This is a genomic window from Methylobacillus caricis (genome assembly GCF_020532705.1).
In the GTDB taxonomy this organism is placed as follows: Bacteria; Pseudomonadota; Gammaproteobacteria; order Burkholderiales; family Methylophilaceae; genus Methylobacillus; species Methylobacillus caricis.
On record NZ_JAJAVD010000004.1, the window covers coordinates 1 to 19,565 of the forward strand.

Consider the following 19,565-nt stretch of genomic DNA (forward strand, 5'->3'; position numbering starts at 1 on the left):
GGGGCGCATTATACAGACCTTATTTACTCGGTCAAGTCAGTTTCGAAATTATTTACTATCAACTTCTTCACCAACTTCGCTTACCACACCTCTCTCAGCGAGCCGCGCATTTTACAGATCAGAATATTTTCGTCAACTACATTCTGTAAAATATTTTTACTGGTTGCGGGGACAGGATTTGAACCTGTGACCTTCGGGTTATGAGCCCGACGAGCTGCCAGACTGCTCCACCCCGCGTCCGATTCGGCGCTTCGTTATGTACGTTGCGTCGAGAGGTGAAACTATAGCAAATTTGGAGATTTAATGTCAATGCCTTTCTCACGATTCCTTGAGAATTGAAGGCAGCAAACAAGTGGCTTCCGACAATTACACTTAGCAATCAAGGAGATTGTCCATTCAAGTCGCTTGGGGTCAGAACGGCAGGTTTTCACTATTAATAAGAACTGAGCGCACATAAGCCAAATCAGACTCTGTATCCACACCCGCGGCTGGCGCTTTAGCTGTCACTTCAACGCTGATTTTGTGTCCATGCCACAGCACTCGAAGCTGTTCCAGCGATTCGAAATGTTCGATAGCAGCAGGTGGTAGCGCTGCATAGGTACGAAGAAAGTTGGCACGATAAGCGTAAATGCCTATATGCCTATATATAGGCATATTTGCTGGTATGTCCTGATTCGCAGCAAATGCATCTCGCGGATAAGGGATAGGCGCGCGACTGAAATACAGTGCATGCCCTTGCTGGTCAATCACGACCTTTACAATATTGGGGTTCAGTATTGATGGCGTATCATGAATACTGTGACAGGCGGTAGACATGGAGGCCTGAGGGTGAGAAGCCAGATTATTTGCCACGTCCTGTATTAGTACAGGATCAATCAGCGGTTCATCGCCCTGCACATTCACGACAATGGTGTCATCCTCCCAGGATTGCAACTGCACAACCTCAGCAATTCGGTCTGTTCCTGAAACATGGTCCGTACGGGTCATTACTACATTGTAGCCATATGCGGTCACCGCTTCTGCAATGCGCTCATGATCCGTCGCCACCACAACTTCTGCAGCGCCACTCGCCATGGCCTGCTCAGCCACACGCACTACCATGGGCTTGCCAGCGATATCAAGCAATGGCTTTCCTGGCAGACGACTACTAGCATATCTTGCCGGGATCACGACTTTAAACGACACAGGCCTATACCTCTTCTTCTGCTGGTAGTTTTCGTGCCTCATCTTCCAGCATCACAGGAATACCATCATTAATCTGATAAGCAAGACGGCATGGCTTGCAAACCAGCTCCTGTTCGGTTTTTTTATATTGCAACGACCCCTTGCAGACAGGACATACAAGCAGTCCGAGTAATTTTGTATCCATTAATTGTTTTCCTTGAGGTTGGTGCTGGCCAGCTTGCTAAATATCTTATCGGCTAAGGCGTGATCTATCTCTGCTGAAATTGGCAAAAACCACCAATTGGCCTGCGCAAACGCTACACACTTAACAGCATCCTTTTCTGTCATGAGTATCACGTCGTCTGCTGCAAATTGCAAATCCAATGGAGTGAACTCATGATGATCAGGAAAGCTATGGCTATCAACGTGCAAACCCATCAGTAGCAATTGGTTGAAAAAACGCTGCGGGTTGCCAATGCCTGCCACTGCATGTATCCGCTTCCCTATGAAGGCATCCGCGGATACCCGCCGGGTTGGATCCAAAAGATTATGAAACTTGCCTGGCACCATATGCATGAGATAAGCACCCGCCGCAGGCGCACCACCATTGAAAATCACAGCGTCAACTTGTGAAAGTCGTGATGGCTTTTCCCGCAATGGTCCTGCAGGCAACAATTGCCCATTCCCAAACTCTCGCTCCCCATCCACAATGACAATTTCCATGTCACGTTGCAATGCATAATGCTGCAAGCCATCATCAGTAATAATCAAGTTACATGAAGGAAACTCCTTCAAGAGATAACGAGCGGCCCTAGCTCGCTTTCTGCCAACATACAAAGGTACCCCAGTACGCTGAGCCAGCAAGGATGGCTCATCCCCCACCACCTGCGGCAGACTATCCCCATCAACGCTTTGTGTGTGTCCAGAACTGCCACCGTAACCTCGGCTCACAATCCCCGGTCGCCAGCCTTGCTGTTGCAATTGCTCGACCAGCCAGATCACAAAAGGTGTCTTGCCGGTACCGCCAACGCTAATATTGCCGACCACGATGACAGGCACTGGCAATTTGTGAGATTTAAAGATACCCAGACAATAAGCCTGCCTGCGTAGAAATGAAAGGAATCCGAACAACCAGGACAATGGGCGCAGCACTATCTGCCACGGGCCACTGTGGTACCACTGCTCTACTAGCCATGAACTGAATGGCTGCTTCATCACTTAATGAAATTGCTTTTTATAGAGTTTGGCGTAATGGCCACCCAAGGCCAACAGCTCTTCATGACTGCCACCTTCAATGATCTCACCCTGCTCCATGACCAGGATGCGATCAGCATTCTCAATGGTGGACAAGCGGTGCGCAATCACGATTGAGGTCCTGTTCTGCATCAACTCATCCAATGCTGCCTGGACATGGCGTTCAGACTCGGTATCCAGGGCTGAAGTCGCCTCATCCAACAGCAATATCGGTGCATCCTTGAGGATGGCTCGGGCAATTGCCAAGCGTTGGCGCTGCCCGCCCGACAACCTCACCCCACGGTCCCCGATCTCACTTTGCAACCCCTCGGGCAGTTGTTGTATGAACTCCCAGGCATGGGCTGCCTTGGCCGCAGCAATTACTTCAGCCTCGCTGGCGTTACGCAGCACACCATAGGCAATGTTGTTAAACACGCTATCGTTGAACAAGATCACATCCTGGCTGACCAGGGCAAATTGTTGTCGCAGGTTTTGCAGGCTCATGCTGCGTACATCGACGCCATCCAGCATGACCGTCCCCTGTTGCACTTCATAAAACCGTGGCAACAGATTGACAAGTGTGGTTTTACCACCGCCAGAACGCCCGACCAAGGCTATTTTCTCACCAGGCTTGACAGTAAAGTTGAGATTCTTCAAGGCAGGTCTTTTTGCATTGGCATATTGCAAAGTCACATTCTGGAATTCGATCTCCCCATGGACGCGGGCAATCTGATTGGCCCCGAGATCGTCCTCTGGCACGCTGTCCATCAACTCGAATACACTATGTGCGGCAGCCAGCCCGACCTGCAATTCTTCATTCAGGCTAGTCAACGTTTTGACTGGCCCGATCAACATCAACAATGCCCCGATAAATGCGGCAAACTCACCAGCACTGAATTTGCCTACGGCATAGTAAACCACTAGAGCGAGCGCAATACCTGCCAGCAACTCCACCACCATGCTGTTAATGCCCGAGAAGCGCGCAAGACGAATTTGCATATGACGGTTCTGCCCTGCTACCTTGGCAAAACGCTGATATTCATACTCACTGCCACCAAAAATCTTGACCATGCGTTGCCCAGACACCGCTTCCTCTATGACCTGAGTCATGTCGCCCATGCTTTGCTGTACTGCCTTGCCTGACGACCGCAGCCTGGGCGTCATGCTTTTCAGATACCAGGCCATCAGGGGAGCTACCACAGTGAAGATTAAGGTGAGTTGCCAATCCAGATATAGCATATAACCGATCATGCCAATGATGGTTAGTGTATCGCGCACGGCACTCATGGCCACCTTGGTCGATGCTCCAGCCATTTGCTCAGTATCATAAGTAAGCTTGGATGTAACAGCACCGGCAGACGTCGCATCAAAAAAACTCACTGGCAAGCTCATCAACCTGGTGAAAGCATCTTGGCGCAGATTTTCAACCACTCGCCTGGAAACCCAACGCATGGCAAAGTTTGAAATAAAACCAGCCAAGGCACGAATTGCAAGCAAGCCAAACAGCATAAAAGGAAGCACATGCAGCTTGGTGGAGTCTTGATTCACAAAACCTTCATCCGTCACCATTTTGATAGTGGCCAGAAAACCGGTGTTGGTGGCTGAAAATGTCACCAGTGCGATGACACTGATCAGGAATACCCCCCAGTAACGGGCTGCATATTTGAGAAGGCGCAGATAGAGGACTTTTGCATTGGGGGCAGAAGCCTTCGTCACCTTCTCAGGCGCGTCTTTGGACATATTGATACTTTTAAAAATTAAGAGCCGGAACGGACTTGTGTTGCAAACGTAATCTGGTTGTAACCAGCTTGTCGCGATGCTTCCATGACATTCACCACTGCCTGATGAGTACTTTTGGCATCGGCACTGATGACAATGGTAGGATCCTTGCCATCCCCTACAGCCTTGCGAAGGGCATCTGCAATTCCCTCAATTGAACCATCGGATACATCTTTATTATTCACGACGTATCGGCCACTCTCATCAACACCAACATTAATCATCAGCGGCTTATCCTGAGGGGAGTTGGCTTCAGCCGTTGGCAGGTTGATTTGCAGCTCGGTAACACGAGAAAATGTAGTACTGACCACCAGAAAAATAATGATCACCAGCAACACATCAATCAGCGGCACGAGATTCATCTCGAGCTCTTCGTGTTTTCTGCCTCGTTGAAAATTCATTCCTTGCGCTCGCCTTGGATAATTTCAACCAATTTTACGGCTTCCTGTTCCATTTCAACAATGAAACCATCAATCCTGCCACGGAAATAGCGATAGAAAATCATCGCTGGCACCGCCACCACAATACCGCCTGCCGTGTTATACAAGGCCACGGAAATACCACGCGCAAACTGCGCAACATCATGGCCTGTTGCAGTGAATGCGCCAAACAGCTCTACCATCCCGATCACCGTCCCCAGCAGTCCCAGCAAGGGGCTCACTGTGGCAATTGTTCCCAGCGTGGTCAGGTATTTTTCCAGCTTGTGGGCTACAGCGCGGCCAGATTCCTCAACAGCCTCTTTCAGCACATCTCTCGGCGCACCCAGGTTTTTCAAGGCACTGGCAAATATTTCGCCCAGCAATGAGTGCTCTTCCAGCCTGGCCAATGCGTCACTGGTAACACCGGCACGCCCTTGGCCCAGCCACTTTTGCACCTCTGGCAGCAAGGTCTTGGGTGCGATATGATTTTCGCGTAGCGCGATAAGTCGTTCAATGATAATAGCAACTGCGACTACTGATGCAAAAATCAGCGGCCAAATAGGCCATCCAGCCGCTTTAATAATCTCCCACACGAAAGTGCCCCTCATGTTCTGTAAAGTGGCGTTACTTTATCTTGCGTAGCCAGTTTCAGCAAGGGAAGACGATGTAAAATCCGCAACCTCATCATGCCAGTAGCGCTTCACCTTCTCCCGCCAACGGGTCATGACAATTCCTTGCTCCTGCTTGAAATCCATGATTACGGCACCATCCCAATCAGATCGGTAAGATATTGCTCCCAGGGCCTCGTAACGTGCAACGACTTCAGGACGTGGATGATTGAACCGATTGCGGTAGCCCATTGCAAAAATTACCGCTTTCGGCGTTGTTTCGTTGACAAACCTAGGAATTGAAGAGGTTTTGCTGCCGTGATGTGGTGCAATCATAATGTCTGTTGGCAGTTGCTGCGGCACCCTATCAAGCAATTCGTTTTCCGCTCCCCGCTCGATATCCCCTGGCAACAGAATACTTCCTGCAGCGCTCTGGATACGTAATACGCAACTACGGTTATTGGTCTTCTGGCGGGAGATGGTCCCTTCTGCCGGATACAGTATTTCAAAGCGCACTCCATCCCAAAGCCAGGTCTGTCCTGCATGGCAAGACAAGCGACGAATCCTCTCCAGCTCGGCTTTATCTTCCGGCAGGGAGCTCAAGACCCAATCGATCGGTACCTCAGCCAATATTGATGGCAATCCGCCGGTATGATCCAAATCGTCATGACTCACCACCATGCCATTCAGCTTGCTCACACCCTCTCCACGCAGATACGGCACAACCACCTTGTTGCCGGCATCACTATCAGCAGAGTATCGAGGCCCAGTGTCATAAAGCATGGCATGTGTCGCCGTCTGCACCATTACCGCCAATCCCTGACCGACATCCAGTACCGTTACACGCATATCTCCCGGCAAGGGCCTTGAAGGCGCAATCATCAGCAATGGTAAAATCAAGACCACCCCGAACCAGCGCAGGGGGAAGCCTCTAGGCAACAAAATCCATAGCACTCCCAGCATGGATAACAATAGAGCCCATGCTGGCGGCGCATATTGCTCCCAGACCGCGGCTGGCAAGTCACTCAGCGGAATCAAGACCTTCATGGCTAGCTGCATGACCCAGTATGCTAAGTCCAAGGCCCAATCCAATGGCAACAGGCTGCCAAGCAAGGTAAGCGGCACGATCACCAGACTTACCAGCGGAATCGCGAATGCGTTGGCCACGGGGGAAATCAGTGAAAACTGCTGAAACAGGACAAGTAAGGGAGGTATCAATCCCAAAGTTACGGCCCACTGCGTGACAATGGCATCCCTCAGCCAATGGGAACGCTGCAAACGGCCGGCCATCACGTAAGCAATCAGGGCTACCGCCCCAAAAGATAGCCAGAAACCAGCGGCCATGACTGCCCAGGGATCCATCAGTACGACAACCAGCAATGCAACCGATAACACTCTAGCAATACTTACCTGCCGCCCTGACCATAGCGCAAGCGCAAACACGACCAGCATGAACAAGGTACGCTGGGTTGGTACTGAAAATCCTGCGACCAAAGAATAGGCCAATGCTGTCAAAGCCCCCGCAATGACTGCTGCCTTGCGCGCAGGCACATGCAATACCAGTTTGGGTATCCTGCACCAGAGCTGGTAGACCATTGCGTAGAGCATGCCTGCCAACATGGTGATATGCAGGCCGGATATACTGACAAGATGCACAATGCCAGTACGCCGAAACACCTGCCAATCGTTCTGGCTAATGGCACTATCATCACCAATAGCCAATGCTTTCAGCACACCAGCATAGCGCTGCCCCTGCAATACATCGTCCATGCGCTGGCGTATTTTTTCCCTGACAGCTTCAATCCAATAAGCTGGACCATGTACAAACTCATCCAGTCTGACAGAAAGCGGTGATAGCCGGATGTAGCCACTGGCACGTATATTTTGCTCAAGTGCCCATAACTCAAAATCGTAGCCATGCGGATTGGAGGTGCCATGTGGGCGCTTGAGCCTGACTGTCAATTTCCATCGCTCGCCAGCATGAAGCTCTGATGCCGATTTCCCAACTGGTACAAGGCTCGGCTGAGGGGATCGAAAATTCGCTGCAAAACCGCCATGATACTGCATCAAGGAAATGTGCCCAGGAACAATAGCACCCGCTGTCAGCACTTGTTCCACATCAAAATCAAACCGCTCGCCACGTTCATGCTTGCTAGGCATGGATGCAACCACACCTATCAATTGGATATCCTTGCCCTCCCATGCATGCGGCAGCTCATCTGCCAAGCGTAGATTTGCCATCAAAGCAGCCCAGAAAACCCCGGCCAGAAAGCCAAGCAGGCCTAATGACAATAGCCGCAAGTAACGATGCCGGCGCAGATACCAGGTAATTAACAAGAGCGCCAGCAGGCCCCACCCCCATTGCAGGGAGGGCAATACTTGCATCTGCTGCAATGCCCAAGCACCGGAAACAAAGGTCAGTGCAAGAATAAGCATTACATTTCAGTGCATTTAGGCCGGACTTAGGCTGCCGTCCTGCAAGCGATATTGACGTTGCATGCGTGCAGCCAGTTCAAGGTCGTGCGTGACCACCACCAGACTAGTGCCCTGATCCCGATTCAACTCAAGCAGCAGATCAAACACTCCTTCTGCGGTATGCCGATCAAGGTTGCCTGTGGGCTCATCTGCCAGCACACAACGTGGATTAGTCACCAAGGCCCGCGCCACTGCGGCGCGTTGCCGCTCACCACCAGAAAGCTCGCCTGGCATATGCTCAAGGCGATGCCCCAACCCAACGCGTGTCAGTATGCGTGCGGCATCATCCAGAGCCTGCTCTCTAGGCAAGCGCCGGATCATTAAAGGCAGGGCGACATTTTCCAAGGCAGTAAATTCGGGCAACAAATGATGGAACTGGTAAACAAAACCCAGTGCATGGTTACGCAACTCGCCCCGTCCAGCCTCACTTAATGTGGACAACGGCTTGCCCATGACTGTCACCGCGCCGGCACTTGGTTCGTCAAGCCCGCCCAGCAAATGCAATAGAGTGCTTTTACCAGAGCCGGAAGTACCAACAATCGCCACCTGCTCGCCCGTGCCGATTTCCAGGCTGATGCCATTCAGCACTGCGACATCAAGGCCGGCATAGGTCTTCTGTAAATCGACACACTGGATAATTGAGGTATTACTCATAGCGCAATGCCTCCGCAGGATTGATTCTGGAAGCACGCCAGCTAGGATAGAGCGTCGCCAGCAAGCTCAGAATGAAAGACATGACGGTGATCACTACCACATCTACCCACATCAGCTTGGATGGCAAGTCGCTGATGTAATACACATCCTTGGCGAGGAACTGCACTCCAAAGACCCTTTCGATAAAAGGCACGATGGTGTCGATATTCAGCGCAACCAACACGCCGAAGAATGCTCCAACAACAGTACCAATCACGCCAATCAAGGCGCCCTGAACAATAAATATCTGCATGATGCTACGAGGACTGGCACCGAAAGTCCGCATGATCGCAATATCAGCACGCTTGTCCGTCACAGCCATCACCAGCGTTGAGACAATATTGAATGCGGCAACCGCTACAATCAGCGCGAGGATGATGAACATCACACGCTTTTCCATCTGGATGGCACGGAAAAAGTTGGAATGCTGCTGAGTCCAGTCACTGATATAGTAATTACCCTTGCCCATCAGCCTCTCACCCAATTGGCGTGCAACCCGAGGAGCGCTGAACAGGTCATCCAGCTTCAAGCGAACGCCTGACACGCTATTCCCCATGCGATAAAGCTTGGCTGCATCATCCATATGAATCAGTGCCAGTCCCGCATCATATTCATACATGCCGATCTCAAACAGGCCAACCACCTTGAACTGCTTGATACGTGGCACGATGCCTGTAGGCGTAAACTGCCCCTGGGGAGCCATCAGCACTACCTTGTCGCCCAGCACCACTCCCAATGACTGGGCCAGTTCAGAGCCAAGAACAACGCCAAACTCACCCGCCTTCAGATCATTCAATTTGCCTGCACGCATATGGCTACCCAGCTCTGCCACTCTGTCCTCGTCCATCGGCAACACGCCCCGAATCAGAGCTCCCTGCACGGCCTGGCCAAAAGACAACATACCCTGGGCCATGACATAAGGTGCCGCCGCCTGCACATGCGGAGCGCCTTCAACACTGCCTGCCAGACTCTGCCAGTCATCCAGAACATTATTTGGTCCCGTAATCTGCAAATGCGAGGCCACCCCCAGAATGCGGTTGCGCAACTCATCCTGAAAACCATTCATGACTGACAGCACCACTATCAATGCTGCCACGCCCAAGCCTATGCCTATCATGCTGGTCAAGGAAATAAAGGAAATAAAGTGATTGCGCCTTTTGGCCCGCGTATAACGCAAACCGATAAAAAGCTCGTAGGGGAGTTGTCTGAAAAATGCCATGCGGCATTCTAGCCTGAAAGACACGGAAGAACAGCATGTCTGGCTGGATTTGACCGAAGAGGGAATAAAAAAAGCCCTTCCAATACTGGAAGGGCTTGGCGCTCAACCGCTAGCTCGAAAATATTTTTAGAAGCGGATAGACTCAGTACGACGGCGACGTGCAAATAATGCAATCAAACCCATACCCAGCAGCAGCATACCGTAAGTTGCTGGTTCAGGTACTGCAGCAATCGGAGTAAACACCACCAGGTCCTGATATTTGGAGTTCTTCAGATATTGCAGGCTATAGTCACCTGTAGCAGCGACACTGCTGTCGTTGATGCCAGCCAACCATGTCTTGGCCAGAGCGATGGCAGCCAAGGAGTCTGGATCGTCTACTGTTGTAGTTTTCCATGAGCCAAAGATAGGGATCCATTTATTAGGAACCCATTCTTTAGTAGTGTTGGTTGTGTTGTCAGCTTCAAAATTACCTTTGTCCAGATCAAGGCCTTTCTTGGTTTCTGTCACGATTTCCCAGATAGCGACTTGGAAAGCAGCAGAAGAAATTGCGTCATCAACAAACGAGTAATACTTGTTAGCCAAGGAAGTCAGGTTGCTTGCTACGACAGAAGAGAAAGTGCCTTCAGTATAAGAAGTCAGCTTGCCCCATGGTGCTAGGCCTTGGGAGATTTCTACGCAGAACGCGGCAAATGAATCGCCATTCTCCCAAGTCCCCTTGTAGGCGCCTGCTTCCACAGTAGTCCATTTGCTGCCGCCATTTGAGCTGATCTTGACATCAACCACATCAGAATACTCAAAGCCTGTTACCTTGGCCTTAAAATCCTGGTTCGCCAATACAGACTGGCTCATTACTGCCATGCCCAGCAACATAGCGCCGGCAATCGTCCCCTTGAAATTCATCATTGCAACTTCCTTTCTTGGTTTTAATTTATCTATTTCAGTTATGTTGAAAAATCGACATCACCGTTGAATACTTATCTGCTTCCACTATGTGTTTTCCCGGAAGCGTCCGGAACCGGGGCTACTCCCATTCTTTCCGACAACGGCAGCTTCACAGTTGCAAAACTTGGGCCAACATTTGAATCATTTCAAATGCCTGCCTAGCAAACTGACGCGAAGTATACTTTTAGTAATATTTTTTTGATTTAGTCCGTATGCACTAATTAGTGCATACGGACTAATTAAGCTGCGTCCAACAACAATTTTTCACCCCGATTCGATCAAAATATTCTTAAAGAAATATGCGGGTAAATGCGCCTTAGCCAAGAGGACGTCTGCTAAAATAAGCTCATGTTTACAGGTATAGTTCAGGCTCAAGGCCAAATTAAAACCATCATCCAAAATGGCGAAGACGCAAGACTCATCATTGCAAGCGGTGATTTGGATATGAGTGATGTTGAAATAGGTGACAGCATTGCGGTGAATGGCGTCTGTCTGACGGCGATTAGATTGGACAATGCAGCATTCGAGGCAGATGTTTCCAGAGAAACCCTATCATGCACAGTGGGGCTCGATACTCTGCGCGAAGTTAACCTAGAAAAAGCACTGCGCCTATCCGATCGACTGGGCGGACATTTGGTTAGCGGCCATGTGGATGGCGTGGGCCAGGTAGTGCGCTTTGAGCCAGTCGGTGAAAGCATGCTGTTGGTAATTCGCGCGCCGCATTCACTCTCACGCTATATTGCCGCCAAGGGCTCGATTACCATTGATGGGGTGAGCCTTACCGTAAACTCGATAGACAAAGACGATTTTAGCGTCAATCTGATTCCACACACCGTAGAGATCACTACACTCAGAGCACTGGGAATAGGCAGCCGGGTCAACCTTGAAGTTGACCTGATTGCGCGGTATGTGGACCGCATGACGCAATGGAGCACTGAAGGCGACAGCGCCTGAAGCCTCTGAAGATTCTAATGAGCAAGAAAAACCTACCATGATCAGCCCAACCGTAGAAATTATCGAGGAAATGCGTCAAGGACGCATGGTGATACTCGTTGACGAAGAAGACCGCGAAAATGAGGGCGATATTGTACTGGCAGCACAGTTCACCACTTCGGAACATATCAACTTCATGGCTAAGCATGGCCGTGGGCTGGTTTGCCTGACATTAACAGAAGATCGGTGCAAGCAACTGAATTTGCCGGCCATGGTGCAAAAAAATGGCAGTGGCATGGGTACAAACTTCACAGTCTCGATAGAGGCTGCCACAGGCGTCACCACCGGCATTTCAGCCAGCGACCGGGCACGCACCATTCAAGCTGCCGTAGCCCCCAACGCGAAGCCTGAAGATATTGTCAGCCCAGGCCATATTTTCCCGGTAGCAGCCCAGAACGGTGGCGTTTTAGTGCGTGCAGGCCATACGGAAGCAGGTTGCGATCTTGCAGCATTGGCAGGATTGACCCCTGCCTCGGTGATTTGCGAAATCCTCAAGGAAGACGGTAGCATGGCCCGTCTTCCCGACCTGATTGAATTTGCACAGCAGCACAATCTCAAGATAGGCACCATTGCTGACTTGATTCAATATCGCAATGAAACAGAATGCTTGGTCAAGCGCGCAGCCGAGCGTGATGTCACAACCCCATATGGCAAGATGCGCTTGATCGCCTATGGCGACATGATCGCCAATCAAACCCACCTAGCGTTGGTCAAGGGGAATATCCATCCCGATCAGGAAGTACTGGTAAGGGTTCACGAACCCTTGTCGGTGTTTGACCTGATTGATGAAAGCAGCCGCTCACACTCCTGGAACACCTTGCAGGCCATGAAGGAAATCCAGAATGCAGAAGCTGGGGTTGTAGTTTTGCTGCACAACAGTGAGTCTGCTGCCGACCTGGTCGAACGCATCAGGTTTGCCGACGAGCCGGTCCGCATCCGCCAGGATCTACGTAACTATGGTATCGGCTCACAAATCCTGCTTGATCTCGGCGTCAAGAAAATGAAACTGTTGGCAGCTCCGCGCAAGATGCCAAGTATTGTCGGATTTGGTCTGGAGATTACGGGTTACGTCGACGCGTCATAAAGCCTGCAATCCAGGCGCTGATATATACGATATATCTATGAGATAATATCCCCGTGGAAAACGTTAATCTCACTGGTCAGTTCCTGGTTGCCATGCCTGCAATGACAGACCCATACTTTGCAAAATCCGTTACCTTTATTTGCGAGCATAATGCAGATGGCGCAATGGGGGTCGTCATCAATCGCCCCATCGATATGAAGCTGGAAGCCCTTTTCAAACAGGTAGACCTCCAGTTGAATGACAACCCTCTCGCCGCGCAGTCGGTGTTCCTTGGCGGTCCTGTGCAACTTGATCGCGGGTTTGTCCTGCATCAACCCGAAGGGGACTGGAACTCGACGATCAGCATCAATGGCAACACCGCGCTAACCACCTCAAAAGACATCCTGGAAGCCATTGCCAACGGCCAGGGCCCTAGCAAAATCCTGATCACGCTGGGCTATGCCGGCTGGTCTGCCGGCCAGCTGGAGCAGGAAATCGCTCAAAATGCCTGGTTGACAATAGAAGCTGACATTACCGCCCGCGATCATCTGATTTTTGACTTGCCCCATACAAATAAAGTAGAAGCTGCCATGGCCTTGCTAGGCCTCGACTTTGCCCGCTTCGCAGAGGAAGCAGGACATGCCTGAGCCATCGCCAGAATCATCGGTAAGCGCCAAAGAAGGTTGCGTACTCGGTTTTGATTTTGGCGAAAAACGCATAGGCGTTGCAATTGGCGAGCACCTGCTGGGCATTGCACACCCCTTACAGACCATCGAGGCCGAAGCCAATGACAAACGGTTTGGCACCATCGCCAACCTGATTGCTGAATGGCACCCAGTAGCTCTGGTGGTTGGCCTGCCACTCTACCTCAATGGTGACGAGCATGCCCTTACGCTGCTTTGCCGAAAGTTCGCCCGCCGCCTCGAAGGCAGGTTCAACCTGCCTGTCATCATGGTGGATGAACGCCTGAGCTCAGTGGAGGCCAGCCATGCACTCAAGGAAACTGGTATATTCGGACGCAAACAGAAACCCTTGCTGGACCAGGTTGCCGCGCAACATATCCTGCAATCCTATTTCGACGGACTAGCCTCATGACCACTTCAGTACACAACCTTCCTGACGCCGAGTCGTTGCTAAATACCCTGACAAGCAAGCTCGCTGCCTACATCAGACCGGATACGGCAATAGTGGGTATTCATAGTGGCGGCGCATGGATCGCCGAAAAAATCACCCCTTTGCTACGTCAATCCAATCCAGAGAGCGAGCTCACACTTGGAGTACTGGACAGCTCTTTTTATCGGGATGACTACAATCAACGGGGCCTGCATGCGGAAACCCGCCCATCTCAAATTCCATTTGATGTCCAGGACAAGCATATCCTCCTGATTGACGATGTGTTCTATACCGGGCGCACCATCCGCGCTGCCATGAACGAACTGTTCGATTATGGCAGGCCGGCCAGCATCACGCTCGCTGTACTGATCAACCGGGGCGGTCGCGAACTGCCCATCTGCCCGCAGGTTACCGCTCTTGAACTTGAAGTGCCTCATCACCAGAAACTGCAGTTATCCCGGGATGCCGACAACCGCCTCCATTTCACATTGGAAGAAAATGCCTGATGTATAACCCTCAATTGACGAAAGATGGCAAACTCAAACACCTCCTGACCATAGAGGGATTGCCCCGCGCCATATTGAACCAGATCCTTGACACCGCTGAATCGTTTGTCGGTGTAGCCGAGCGTGAAGTCAAGAAAGTCCCCTTGCTTCGTGGCAAGACCGTATGCAACATTTTCTTCGAAAACAGCACCCGCACCCGCACCACCTTTGAAATAGCGGCAAAACGCCTGTCTGCCGATGTCATCAACCTCAACGTCAACACATCGTCGCAATCCAAAGGCGAAACCATACTGGACACTGTAGACAACCTGACGGCCATGCACGCCGACATGTTCGTGGTACGTCATGCAGAATCCGGCGCTGCTCACTTCATTGCGAGCCATGTTGCGCCACACATCCACGTCATCAATGCGGGGGACGGCCGTCATGCCCACCCGACACAAGGATTGCTGGATGTATTCACCATCCGCCGCTACAAACCTGAGATGCATAATCTGCGCGTTGCCCTGGTCGGTGATGTATTGCATTCCCGTGTGGCCCGCTCTGAAATTCATGCATTGACCACACTGGGTGTGCCAGAGGTTCGCGTGATAGCGCCCAAGACCCTGCTGCCAAAGGATGTGGAAAAGCTGGGGGTGCAGGTATATCACGACATGGACAAAGGCTTGAAGGATGTTGATGTAGTGATGATGCTACGGCTGCAGAATGAACGCATGAGCGGGGCCTTGTTGCCAAGTGCGCAGGAGTATTTCAAGTGTTATGGCCTGACGCCGGAAAAGCTTCTCCTGGCCAGGCCTGATGCTATCGTCATGCATCCGGGGCCCATGAACCGCGGGGTAGAAATCGACTCAGCCGTCGCCGATGGCAAGCAATCAGTCATCTTGCCGCAGGTCACTTATGGCATTGCGGTACGCATGGCAGTGATGAGCATACTTGCAGGGAATTCCGAATGAAAATTCATATCAAGAACGGTCGGCTGATAGACCCCAAACACCATATAGATGCAACACAGGATATTTTTCTCGCTGCAGGCAGGATTGCCGGGATTGGAGAAGCGCCAGCCAACTTTGTCGCCAACCAGGTCATTGATGCCAGCGGCCTCATAGTATGTCCTGGCCTGGTGGATGTATCTGCACGACTGCGCGAACCTGGCAATGAATACAAGGCAACACTGGAAAGCGAGATGCGCGCCGCTGTGGCCGGCGGTATCACCAGCCTGGCGTGCCCTCCCGATACCGACCCGGTGCTGGATGAACCAGGCCTGGTGGAAATGCTCAAGCATAGAGCCAAGCAACTGCATTTGAGCAATGTGTATCCACTTGGCGCCCTCACCCGCCAGTTGGCAGGCCAGCAGTTAACAGAAATGAGCGAACTCACAGAGGCAGGATGTGTCGGCTTTGCCCAGGCTGACAGGGCGATTGTAGATACGCAAGTATTGTGGCGTGCCATGCAATATGCCGCCACATTCGGGTTTACCGTTTGGCTACGCCCAGAAGAGCCATACCTGGCAAAAAATGGCATTGCCCATGATGGTGAAGTATCTGCGCGCCTGGGCCTCAAAGGCATTCCTGTCGCTGCTGAAACGCTGGCGCTAGGCACCATCCTGCACATCGCCAGGGAGACTGGTGCCAAGGTTCACCTGTGCCGCCTCTCAACCGCCGAAGGCATAGACATGATCCGCGAGGCCAAGCAGTGTGGCTTGAACATCAGTTGCGATATCAGTGCCAACCACCTGCACCTGACAGAACATGACATTGGATTCTTCGACTCAAATTGCCATCTGAAACCGCCCCTGCGCAGCCAGCGTGACCGTGATGCCCTGAGGCAGGGACTTGCTGACGGTACTATCGATATTGCCTGCTCAGACCACACCCCGGTAGATGATGATTCCAAGCTCATGCCATTTGGTGAAACCGAAGCAGGCGCCACCGGCCTTGAATTATTACTGTCCTTGACCCTGAAATGGGCCATGGAACAACATATACCATTGTCACAGGCGTTGGCTCGCGTTACGCATGCGCCAGCCGATATCCTGGGCATTGACGCTGGCCACCTGGGCTTAGACGCCAGGGCGGACCTCTGTATTTTTGATTCGGATCAATACTGGAAGGTAGAGCCCAAAGCACTGCTGAGCCAGGGAAAGAATACGCCTTTCCAAGGCCTGGAACTGGTGGGCAAGGTATGTTATACCCTGGTGAATGGCCAGATAGTTCACGAAGCCTGATTCGACACCGTAGCATCAATAAAAAAGCCTGTTCGATTAGAAAAAAACGAACAGGCTTTTTTACGTCACAGAGAATGCCACCTTATTAATTGTCTACCGTTTTTTTACGTAGCCTAAGTGGATTTCTTGCATTGGCCCGTTTACGCATTTTGATATTGAGCATTTCAACTGCAACAGAGAAAGCCATGGCGAAATAGATGTAGCCTTTGGGCACATGTACATCAAAGCCTTCCACCATCAATGTCACACCCACCAGGATGAGGAAAGACAAGGCAAGAATCTTGATAGTAGGATGCGTATCAACAAATTCACCAATGGATTTAGCCGCAAACAACATGACTCCCACCGCCAGAATAATGGCAATAGCCATGATAGCCACATGATCGGCAAGCCCCACGGCCGTAATCACGGAATCCAGCGAGAACACGATATCGAGCACAGCGATCTGAACCAGTACCATGCCCATGCCCATGCTGGCAACGGCAACGTTGCCTTCGTTGTGGCCATCGCCCCCCTCAAGACTGTTGTGAATTTCATGCGTGGCCTTGGCAAGCAGGAACAATCCGCCACCTATCAAGATCAGGTCGCGACCTGATACCTCAACGCCAGCCACATCAAACCACGGCTTTGTCAGTCCCATTACCCATGAAATGGAGAACAGCAAGGCCAGCCGTGCAAACATGGCAAGGCTCAGTCCCACCCGCCTTGCAGTAGCACGCTGCTTTTCAGGCAAACGGCCCACCAGGATGGAAATAAATATGATGTTGTCTATGCCCAGCACGATTTCCAGTGCGGTCAGCGTTGCAAGTGCAATCCAGGCTTCAGGGCTTGCAAACCATTCAAACATGTTCTGCTTTCAGAAAATTAACAGTAGAGAAAATGCCATCCATACACCCGGCAGGATGATAAGCGAATCCTCACACAATACCAAGGTTATCCAGGCCGGCCGAAAGGTCCCTATCCTTGGCATCCTTGCCTTCAAGCTTGATCCTGAGCCGCAAGTCATTCACCGAGTCGGCATTACGCAAGGCATCCTCATAGGTGATCTTCTCCGCCTCATGCAAATCAAACAGGGACTGGTCAAATGTCTGCATCCCCAGCTCACGCGATTTGGCGATTATCTCCTTGATTTCGTGCACCTCACCGCGGAAGATCAGATCGGAAATCAATGGAGAGTTGATCATGATTTCCATGGCGGCAACACGGCCTTTTTCACCCTTTTTGCTAATCAGGCGCTGTGAGACAAACGCCTGCACATTCAGCGACAAATCCATGAGCAGTTGATGCCGGCGTTCTTCCGGAAAGAAGTTGATAATACGGTCCAGGGCCTGGTTGGTACTGTTGGCATGCAAAGTCGCCATGCACAGATGCCCTGTCTCAGCGAAGGCAATCGCATAGTCCATGGTTTCGCGGTCGCGTATTTCACCGATCAGGATCACATCCGGCGCCTGGCGCAAGGTATTCTTGAGCGCCGTCTGCCAGTTATCCGTATCTACCCCGACTTCGCGTTGGGTGATGATGCAGTTTTTATGCTCGTGGACAAACTCAATCGGGTCTTCAATCGTAATGATATGGCCGTAGCTGTTTTCATTGCGATAGCCCACCATTGCCGCGAGTGAAGTCGATTTCCCCGAGCCTGTTCCACCGACGAAGATCACCAGCCCGCGCTTGCTCTGCGCAATATCCTTGAGGACTTCCGGCAGGCCAAGGTCTTCAAAGCGGGGAATCTTGGTGGTAATGGTACGAAACACCAGGCCTGTGCTGCCGCGCTGTATGAAAGCATTTACCCGGAAGCGCGCCACGCCAGGCATGCCAATGGCGAAATTACATTCATGGCTGGCATCAAATTCCGCCGCCTGCTTGTCGTTCATGATGGAACGTGCAATTTCCCGTGCCTGTTGGGGGGTCAATGCCTGCGTTGTCACAGGCGTCATCTTGCCGTCAATCTTCATTGCAGGCGGAAAACCCGCCGTAATAAAAAGATCTGAGGCTTTTTTTGTCAGCATCAGCCTTAAAAGGTCGAATACAAATTTCTCTGCCTGGCCCTGGTCCATCCTGTTTCCTTATCAACCTCAACAATCGGACTTAGCCGACAAAAGCGTCCTTGTTTGCAGCCTTGGCTCTCGCCTCTCCCAGCGAAATCACGTTCCGCCGCACCAGATCCTGCAAATTCTGGTCCAGGGTCTGCATACCTACATTCTGTCCGGTCTGGATAGCTGAATACATCTGCGCAATCTTGTTCTCGCGAATCAGGTTACGGATTGCAGGAGTACCTATCATGATTTCATGGGCAGCCACCCGTCCCTGCTCGTCCTTGGTCTTGCACAGGGTTTGTGAAATCACCGCACGCAAGGACTCTGACAACATGGAACGCACCATTTCCTTTTCCGCGGCGGGAAACACGTCCACGATCCGGTCTATGGTTTTCGCAGCTGAACTGGTATGCAGGGTGCCAAACACCAGGTGGCCTGTTTCCGCCGCGCTGAGCGCCAGCCGTATAGTTTCCAGGTCACGCATTTCACCTACCAGGATCACATCAGGATCCTCGCGCAAAGCAGAACGCAATGCATTGGAGAAAGACAAGGTATGCGGGCCTACTTCACGCTGGTTGATCAGGCACTTCTTGGAGGTATGCACAAACTCGATGGGATCCTCAACCGTGAGAATATGGCCAAACTCGTTCTCGTTGATATAGTCGACCATGGCCGCCAGGGTAGTGGATTTGCCAGAGCCGGTAGGGCCTGTCACCAATACAATGCCGCGAGGATTCTGCGCAATTTCCTTGAAAATGGGCGGACAGCCAAGCTGGTCCATGGTCAGGACCTTAGATGGAATGGTGCGGAACACTGCGCCAGCGCCCCGGTTCTGGTTAAAAGCATTCACGCGGAAACGCGCCAGGTTGGGAATTTCAAATGAAAAGTCGCATTCCAGTGTCTCTTCATATACCTTGCGTTGACCATCATTCATGATGTCATACACCATGTCATGCACCTGGCTATGATCCAATGCTGGAACATTGATTTTTCGTACATCACCATGCACCCGGATCAAGGGAGGCATTCCTGCAGAAAGATGCAAATCAGAGGCTTTGTTTTTCACTGAAAACGCGAGTAAATCCGAAATATCCAAGAGTG

20 protein-coding genes and 1 tRNA gene are annotated in these 19,565 nt (G+C 51.4%); 7 read left to right on the top strand and 14 right to left on the bottom strand.

All coding sequences use genetic code 11. From position 1 onward, the window contains the following. Positions 1 to 160: 160 nt before the first annotated feature. The 11 genes from LG200_RS10430 to LG200_RS10480 all read right to left on the bottom strand — a co-directional run bounded on the left by LG200_RS10430 (position 161) and on the right by LG200_RS10480 (position 10,493). Positions 161 to 237: transfer RNA gene (locus LG200_RS10430), tRNA-Met, on the bottom strand. A gap of 174 nt (positions 238 to 411) precedes the next feature. Beyond that, on the bottom strand, positions 412 to 1,185 hold the full coding sequence (gene kdsB / locus LG200_RS10435; RefSeq protein ID WP_226757570.1) for a 3-deoxy-manno-octulosonate cytidylyltransferase: 774 nt from the start codon (positions 1,183 to 1,185) through the stop codon (positions 412 to 414). Between the two features lie 4 nt (positions 1,186 to 1,189). Then, positions 1,190 to 1,369: a Trm112 family protein gene (locus tag LG200_RS10440; protein ID WP_226757571.1), complete on the bottom strand. Its 180-nt coding sequence runs from the start codon at positions 1,367 to 1,369 to the stop codon at positions 1,190 to 1,192. Next, entirely contained in the window at positions 1,369 to 2,379 is a 1,011-nt protein-coding gene (lpxK, locus tag LG200_RS10445) for a tetraacyldisaccharide 4'-kinase (RefSeq protein WP_226757572.1), read from the bottom strand. The genes LG200_RS10440 and lpxK overlap by 1 nt, the downstream gene beginning before the upstream one ends. A 3-nt stretch (positions 2,380 to 2,382) precedes the next feature. Next, positions 2,383 to 4,137, bottom strand: a complete 1,755-nt coding sequence (msbA, locus tag LG200_RS10450; protein WP_226757573.1) for a lipid A export permease/ATP-binding protein MsbA — start codon at positions 4,135 to 4,137, stop codon at positions 2,383 to 2,385. A gap of 17 nt (positions 4,138 to 4,154) precedes the next feature. Then, positions 4,155 to 4,577: an ExbD/TolR family protein gene (locus LG200_RS10455; protein ID WP_226757574.1), complete on the bottom strand. Its 423-nt coding sequence runs from the start codon at positions 4,575 to 4,577 to the stop codon at positions 4,155 to 4,157. Further along, positions 4,574 to 5,188, bottom strand: coding sequence for a MotA/TolQ/ExbB proton channel family protein (locus LG200_RS10460; RefSeq protein WP_226757575.1), 615 nt, complete (start codon positions 5,186 to 5,188; stop codon positions 4,574 to 4,576). Before LG200_RS10460 ends, LG200_RS10455 begins: the two co-directional genes overlap by 4 nt. Positions 5,189 to 5,224: 36 nt before the next feature. Continuing rightward, positions 5,225 to 7,639 carry a DNA internalization-related competence protein ComEC/Rec2 gene (locus tag LG200_RS10465; RefSeq protein ID WP_226757576.1) on the bottom strand — a complete coding sequence of 805 codons (2,415 nt, stop codon included), beginning with the start codon at positions 7,637 to 7,639 and terminating at the stop codon, positions 5,225 to 5,227. A 15-nt stretch (positions 7,640 to 7,654) separates the two neighbouring features. Next, positions 7,655 to 8,332 (bottom strand): lipoprotein-releasing ABC transporter ATP-binding protein LolD, encoded by a 678-nt coding sequence (gene lolD / locus LG200_RS10470; protein WP_226757577.1) that lies wholly within the window; start codon positions 8,330 to 8,332, stop codon positions 7,655 to 7,657. Next, positions 8,325 to 9,590: a lipoprotein-releasing ABC transporter permease subunit gene (locus LG200_RS10475; RefSeq protein ID WP_226757578.1), complete on the bottom strand. Its 1,266-nt coding sequence runs from the start codon at positions 9,588 to 9,590 to the stop codon at positions 8,325 to 8,327. The genes lolD and LG200_RS10475 overlap by 8 nt, the downstream gene beginning before the upstream one ends. A gap of 126 nt (positions 9,591 to 9,716) precedes the next feature. Continuing rightward, complete coding sequence (locus LG200_RS10480) at positions 9,717 to 10,493, bottom strand: PEP-CTERM sorting domain-containing protein (protein ID WP_226757579.1); 777 nt, start codon at positions 10,491 to 10,493, stop codon at positions 9,717 to 9,719. A 387-nt stretch (positions 10,494 to 10,880) separates the two neighbouring features. On the opposite strand from LG200_RS10480, the gene LG200_RS10485 reads away from it, so the two are divergent. From LG200_RS10485 to LG200_RS10515, 7 genes are read left to right on the top strand one after another with little or no spacing between them, the layout of a single operon-like run. Beyond that, positions 10,881 to 11,486: a riboflavin synthase gene (locus tag LG200_RS10485; RefSeq protein ID WP_226757580.1), complete on the top strand. Its 606-nt coding sequence runs from the start codon at positions 10,881 to 10,883 to the stop codon at positions 11,484 to 11,486. A 37-nt stretch (positions 11,487 to 11,523) separates the two neighbouring features. Next, positions 11,524 to 12,609 carry a bifunctional 3,4-dihydroxy-2-butanone-4-phosphate synthase/GTP cyclohydrolase II gene (ribBA, locus tag LG200_RS10490; protein ID WP_226757581.1) on the top strand — a complete coding sequence of 362 codons (1,086 nt, stop codon included), beginning with the start codon at positions 11,524 to 11,526 and terminating at the stop codon, positions 12,607 to 12,609. A 53-nt stretch (positions 12,610 to 12,662) separates the two neighbouring features. Continuing rightward, positions 12,663 to 13,235 (top strand): YqgE/AlgH family protein, encoded by a 573-nt coding sequence (locus tag LG200_RS10495; protein WP_226757582.1) that lies wholly within the window; start codon positions 12,663 to 12,665, stop codon positions 13,233 to 13,235. Further along, positions 13,228 to 13,683: a Holliday junction resolvase RuvX gene (gene ruvX, locus LG200_RS10500; RefSeq protein WP_226757583.1), complete on the top strand. Its 456-nt coding sequence runs from the start codon at positions 13,228 to 13,230 to the stop codon at positions 13,681 to 13,683. Before LG200_RS10495 ends, ruvX begins: the two co-directional genes overlap by 8 nt. Further along, a complete protein-coding gene (gene pyrR, locus LG200_RS10505) occupies positions 13,680 to 14,207 on the top strand; it encodes a bifunctional pyr operon transcriptional regulator/uracil phosphoribosyltransferase PyrR (RefSeq protein ID WP_226757584.1) in 528 nt (175 codons plus the stop codon). Before ruvX ends, pyrR begins: the two co-directional genes overlap by 4 nt. Then, positions 14,207 to 15,160, top strand: coding sequence for an aspartate carbamoyltransferase catalytic subunit (locus LG200_RS10510; RefSeq protein ID WP_226757585.1), 954 nt, complete (start codon positions 14,207 to 14,209; stop codon positions 15,158 to 15,160). The genes pyrR and LG200_RS10510 overlap by 1 nt, the downstream gene beginning before the upstream one ends. Then, positions 15,157 to 16,431 carry a dihydroorotase gene (locus tag LG200_RS10515; protein WP_226757586.1) on the top strand — a complete coding sequence of 425 codons (1,275 nt, stop codon included), beginning with the start codon at positions 15,157 to 15,159 and terminating at the stop codon, positions 16,429 to 16,431. Before LG200_RS10510 ends, LG200_RS10515 begins: the two co-directional genes overlap by 4 nt. Before the next feature lie 85 nt (positions 16,432 to 16,516). On the opposite strand, the gene LG200_RS10520 is transcribed toward LG200_RS10515, so the two are convergent. The 3 genes from LG200_RS10520 to LG200_RS10530 all read right to left on the bottom strand — a co-directional run bounded on the left by LG200_RS10520 (position 16,517) and on the right by LG200_RS10530 (position 19,560). Next, positions 16,517 to 17,278, bottom strand: coding sequence for a TerC family protein (locus LG200_RS10520; protein ID WP_226757587.1), 762 nt, complete (start codon positions 17,276 to 17,278; stop codon positions 16,517 to 16,519). Positions 17,279 to 17,348: 70 nt separating this feature from the next. Next, positions 17,349 to 18,485 (bottom strand): PilT/PilU family type 4a pilus ATPase, encoded by a 1,137-nt coding sequence (locus LG200_RS10525; RefSeq protein ID WP_226757588.1) that lies wholly within the window; start codon positions 18,483 to 18,485, stop codon positions 17,349 to 17,351. Between the two features lie 31 nt (positions 18,486 to 18,516). Further along, a complete protein-coding gene (locus LG200_RS10530; protein WP_226757589.1) occupies positions 18,517 to 19,560 on the bottom strand; it encodes a type IV pilus twitching motility protein PilT in 1,044 nt (347 codons plus the stop codon). Positions 19,561 to 19,565 lie beyond the last annotated feature (5 nt).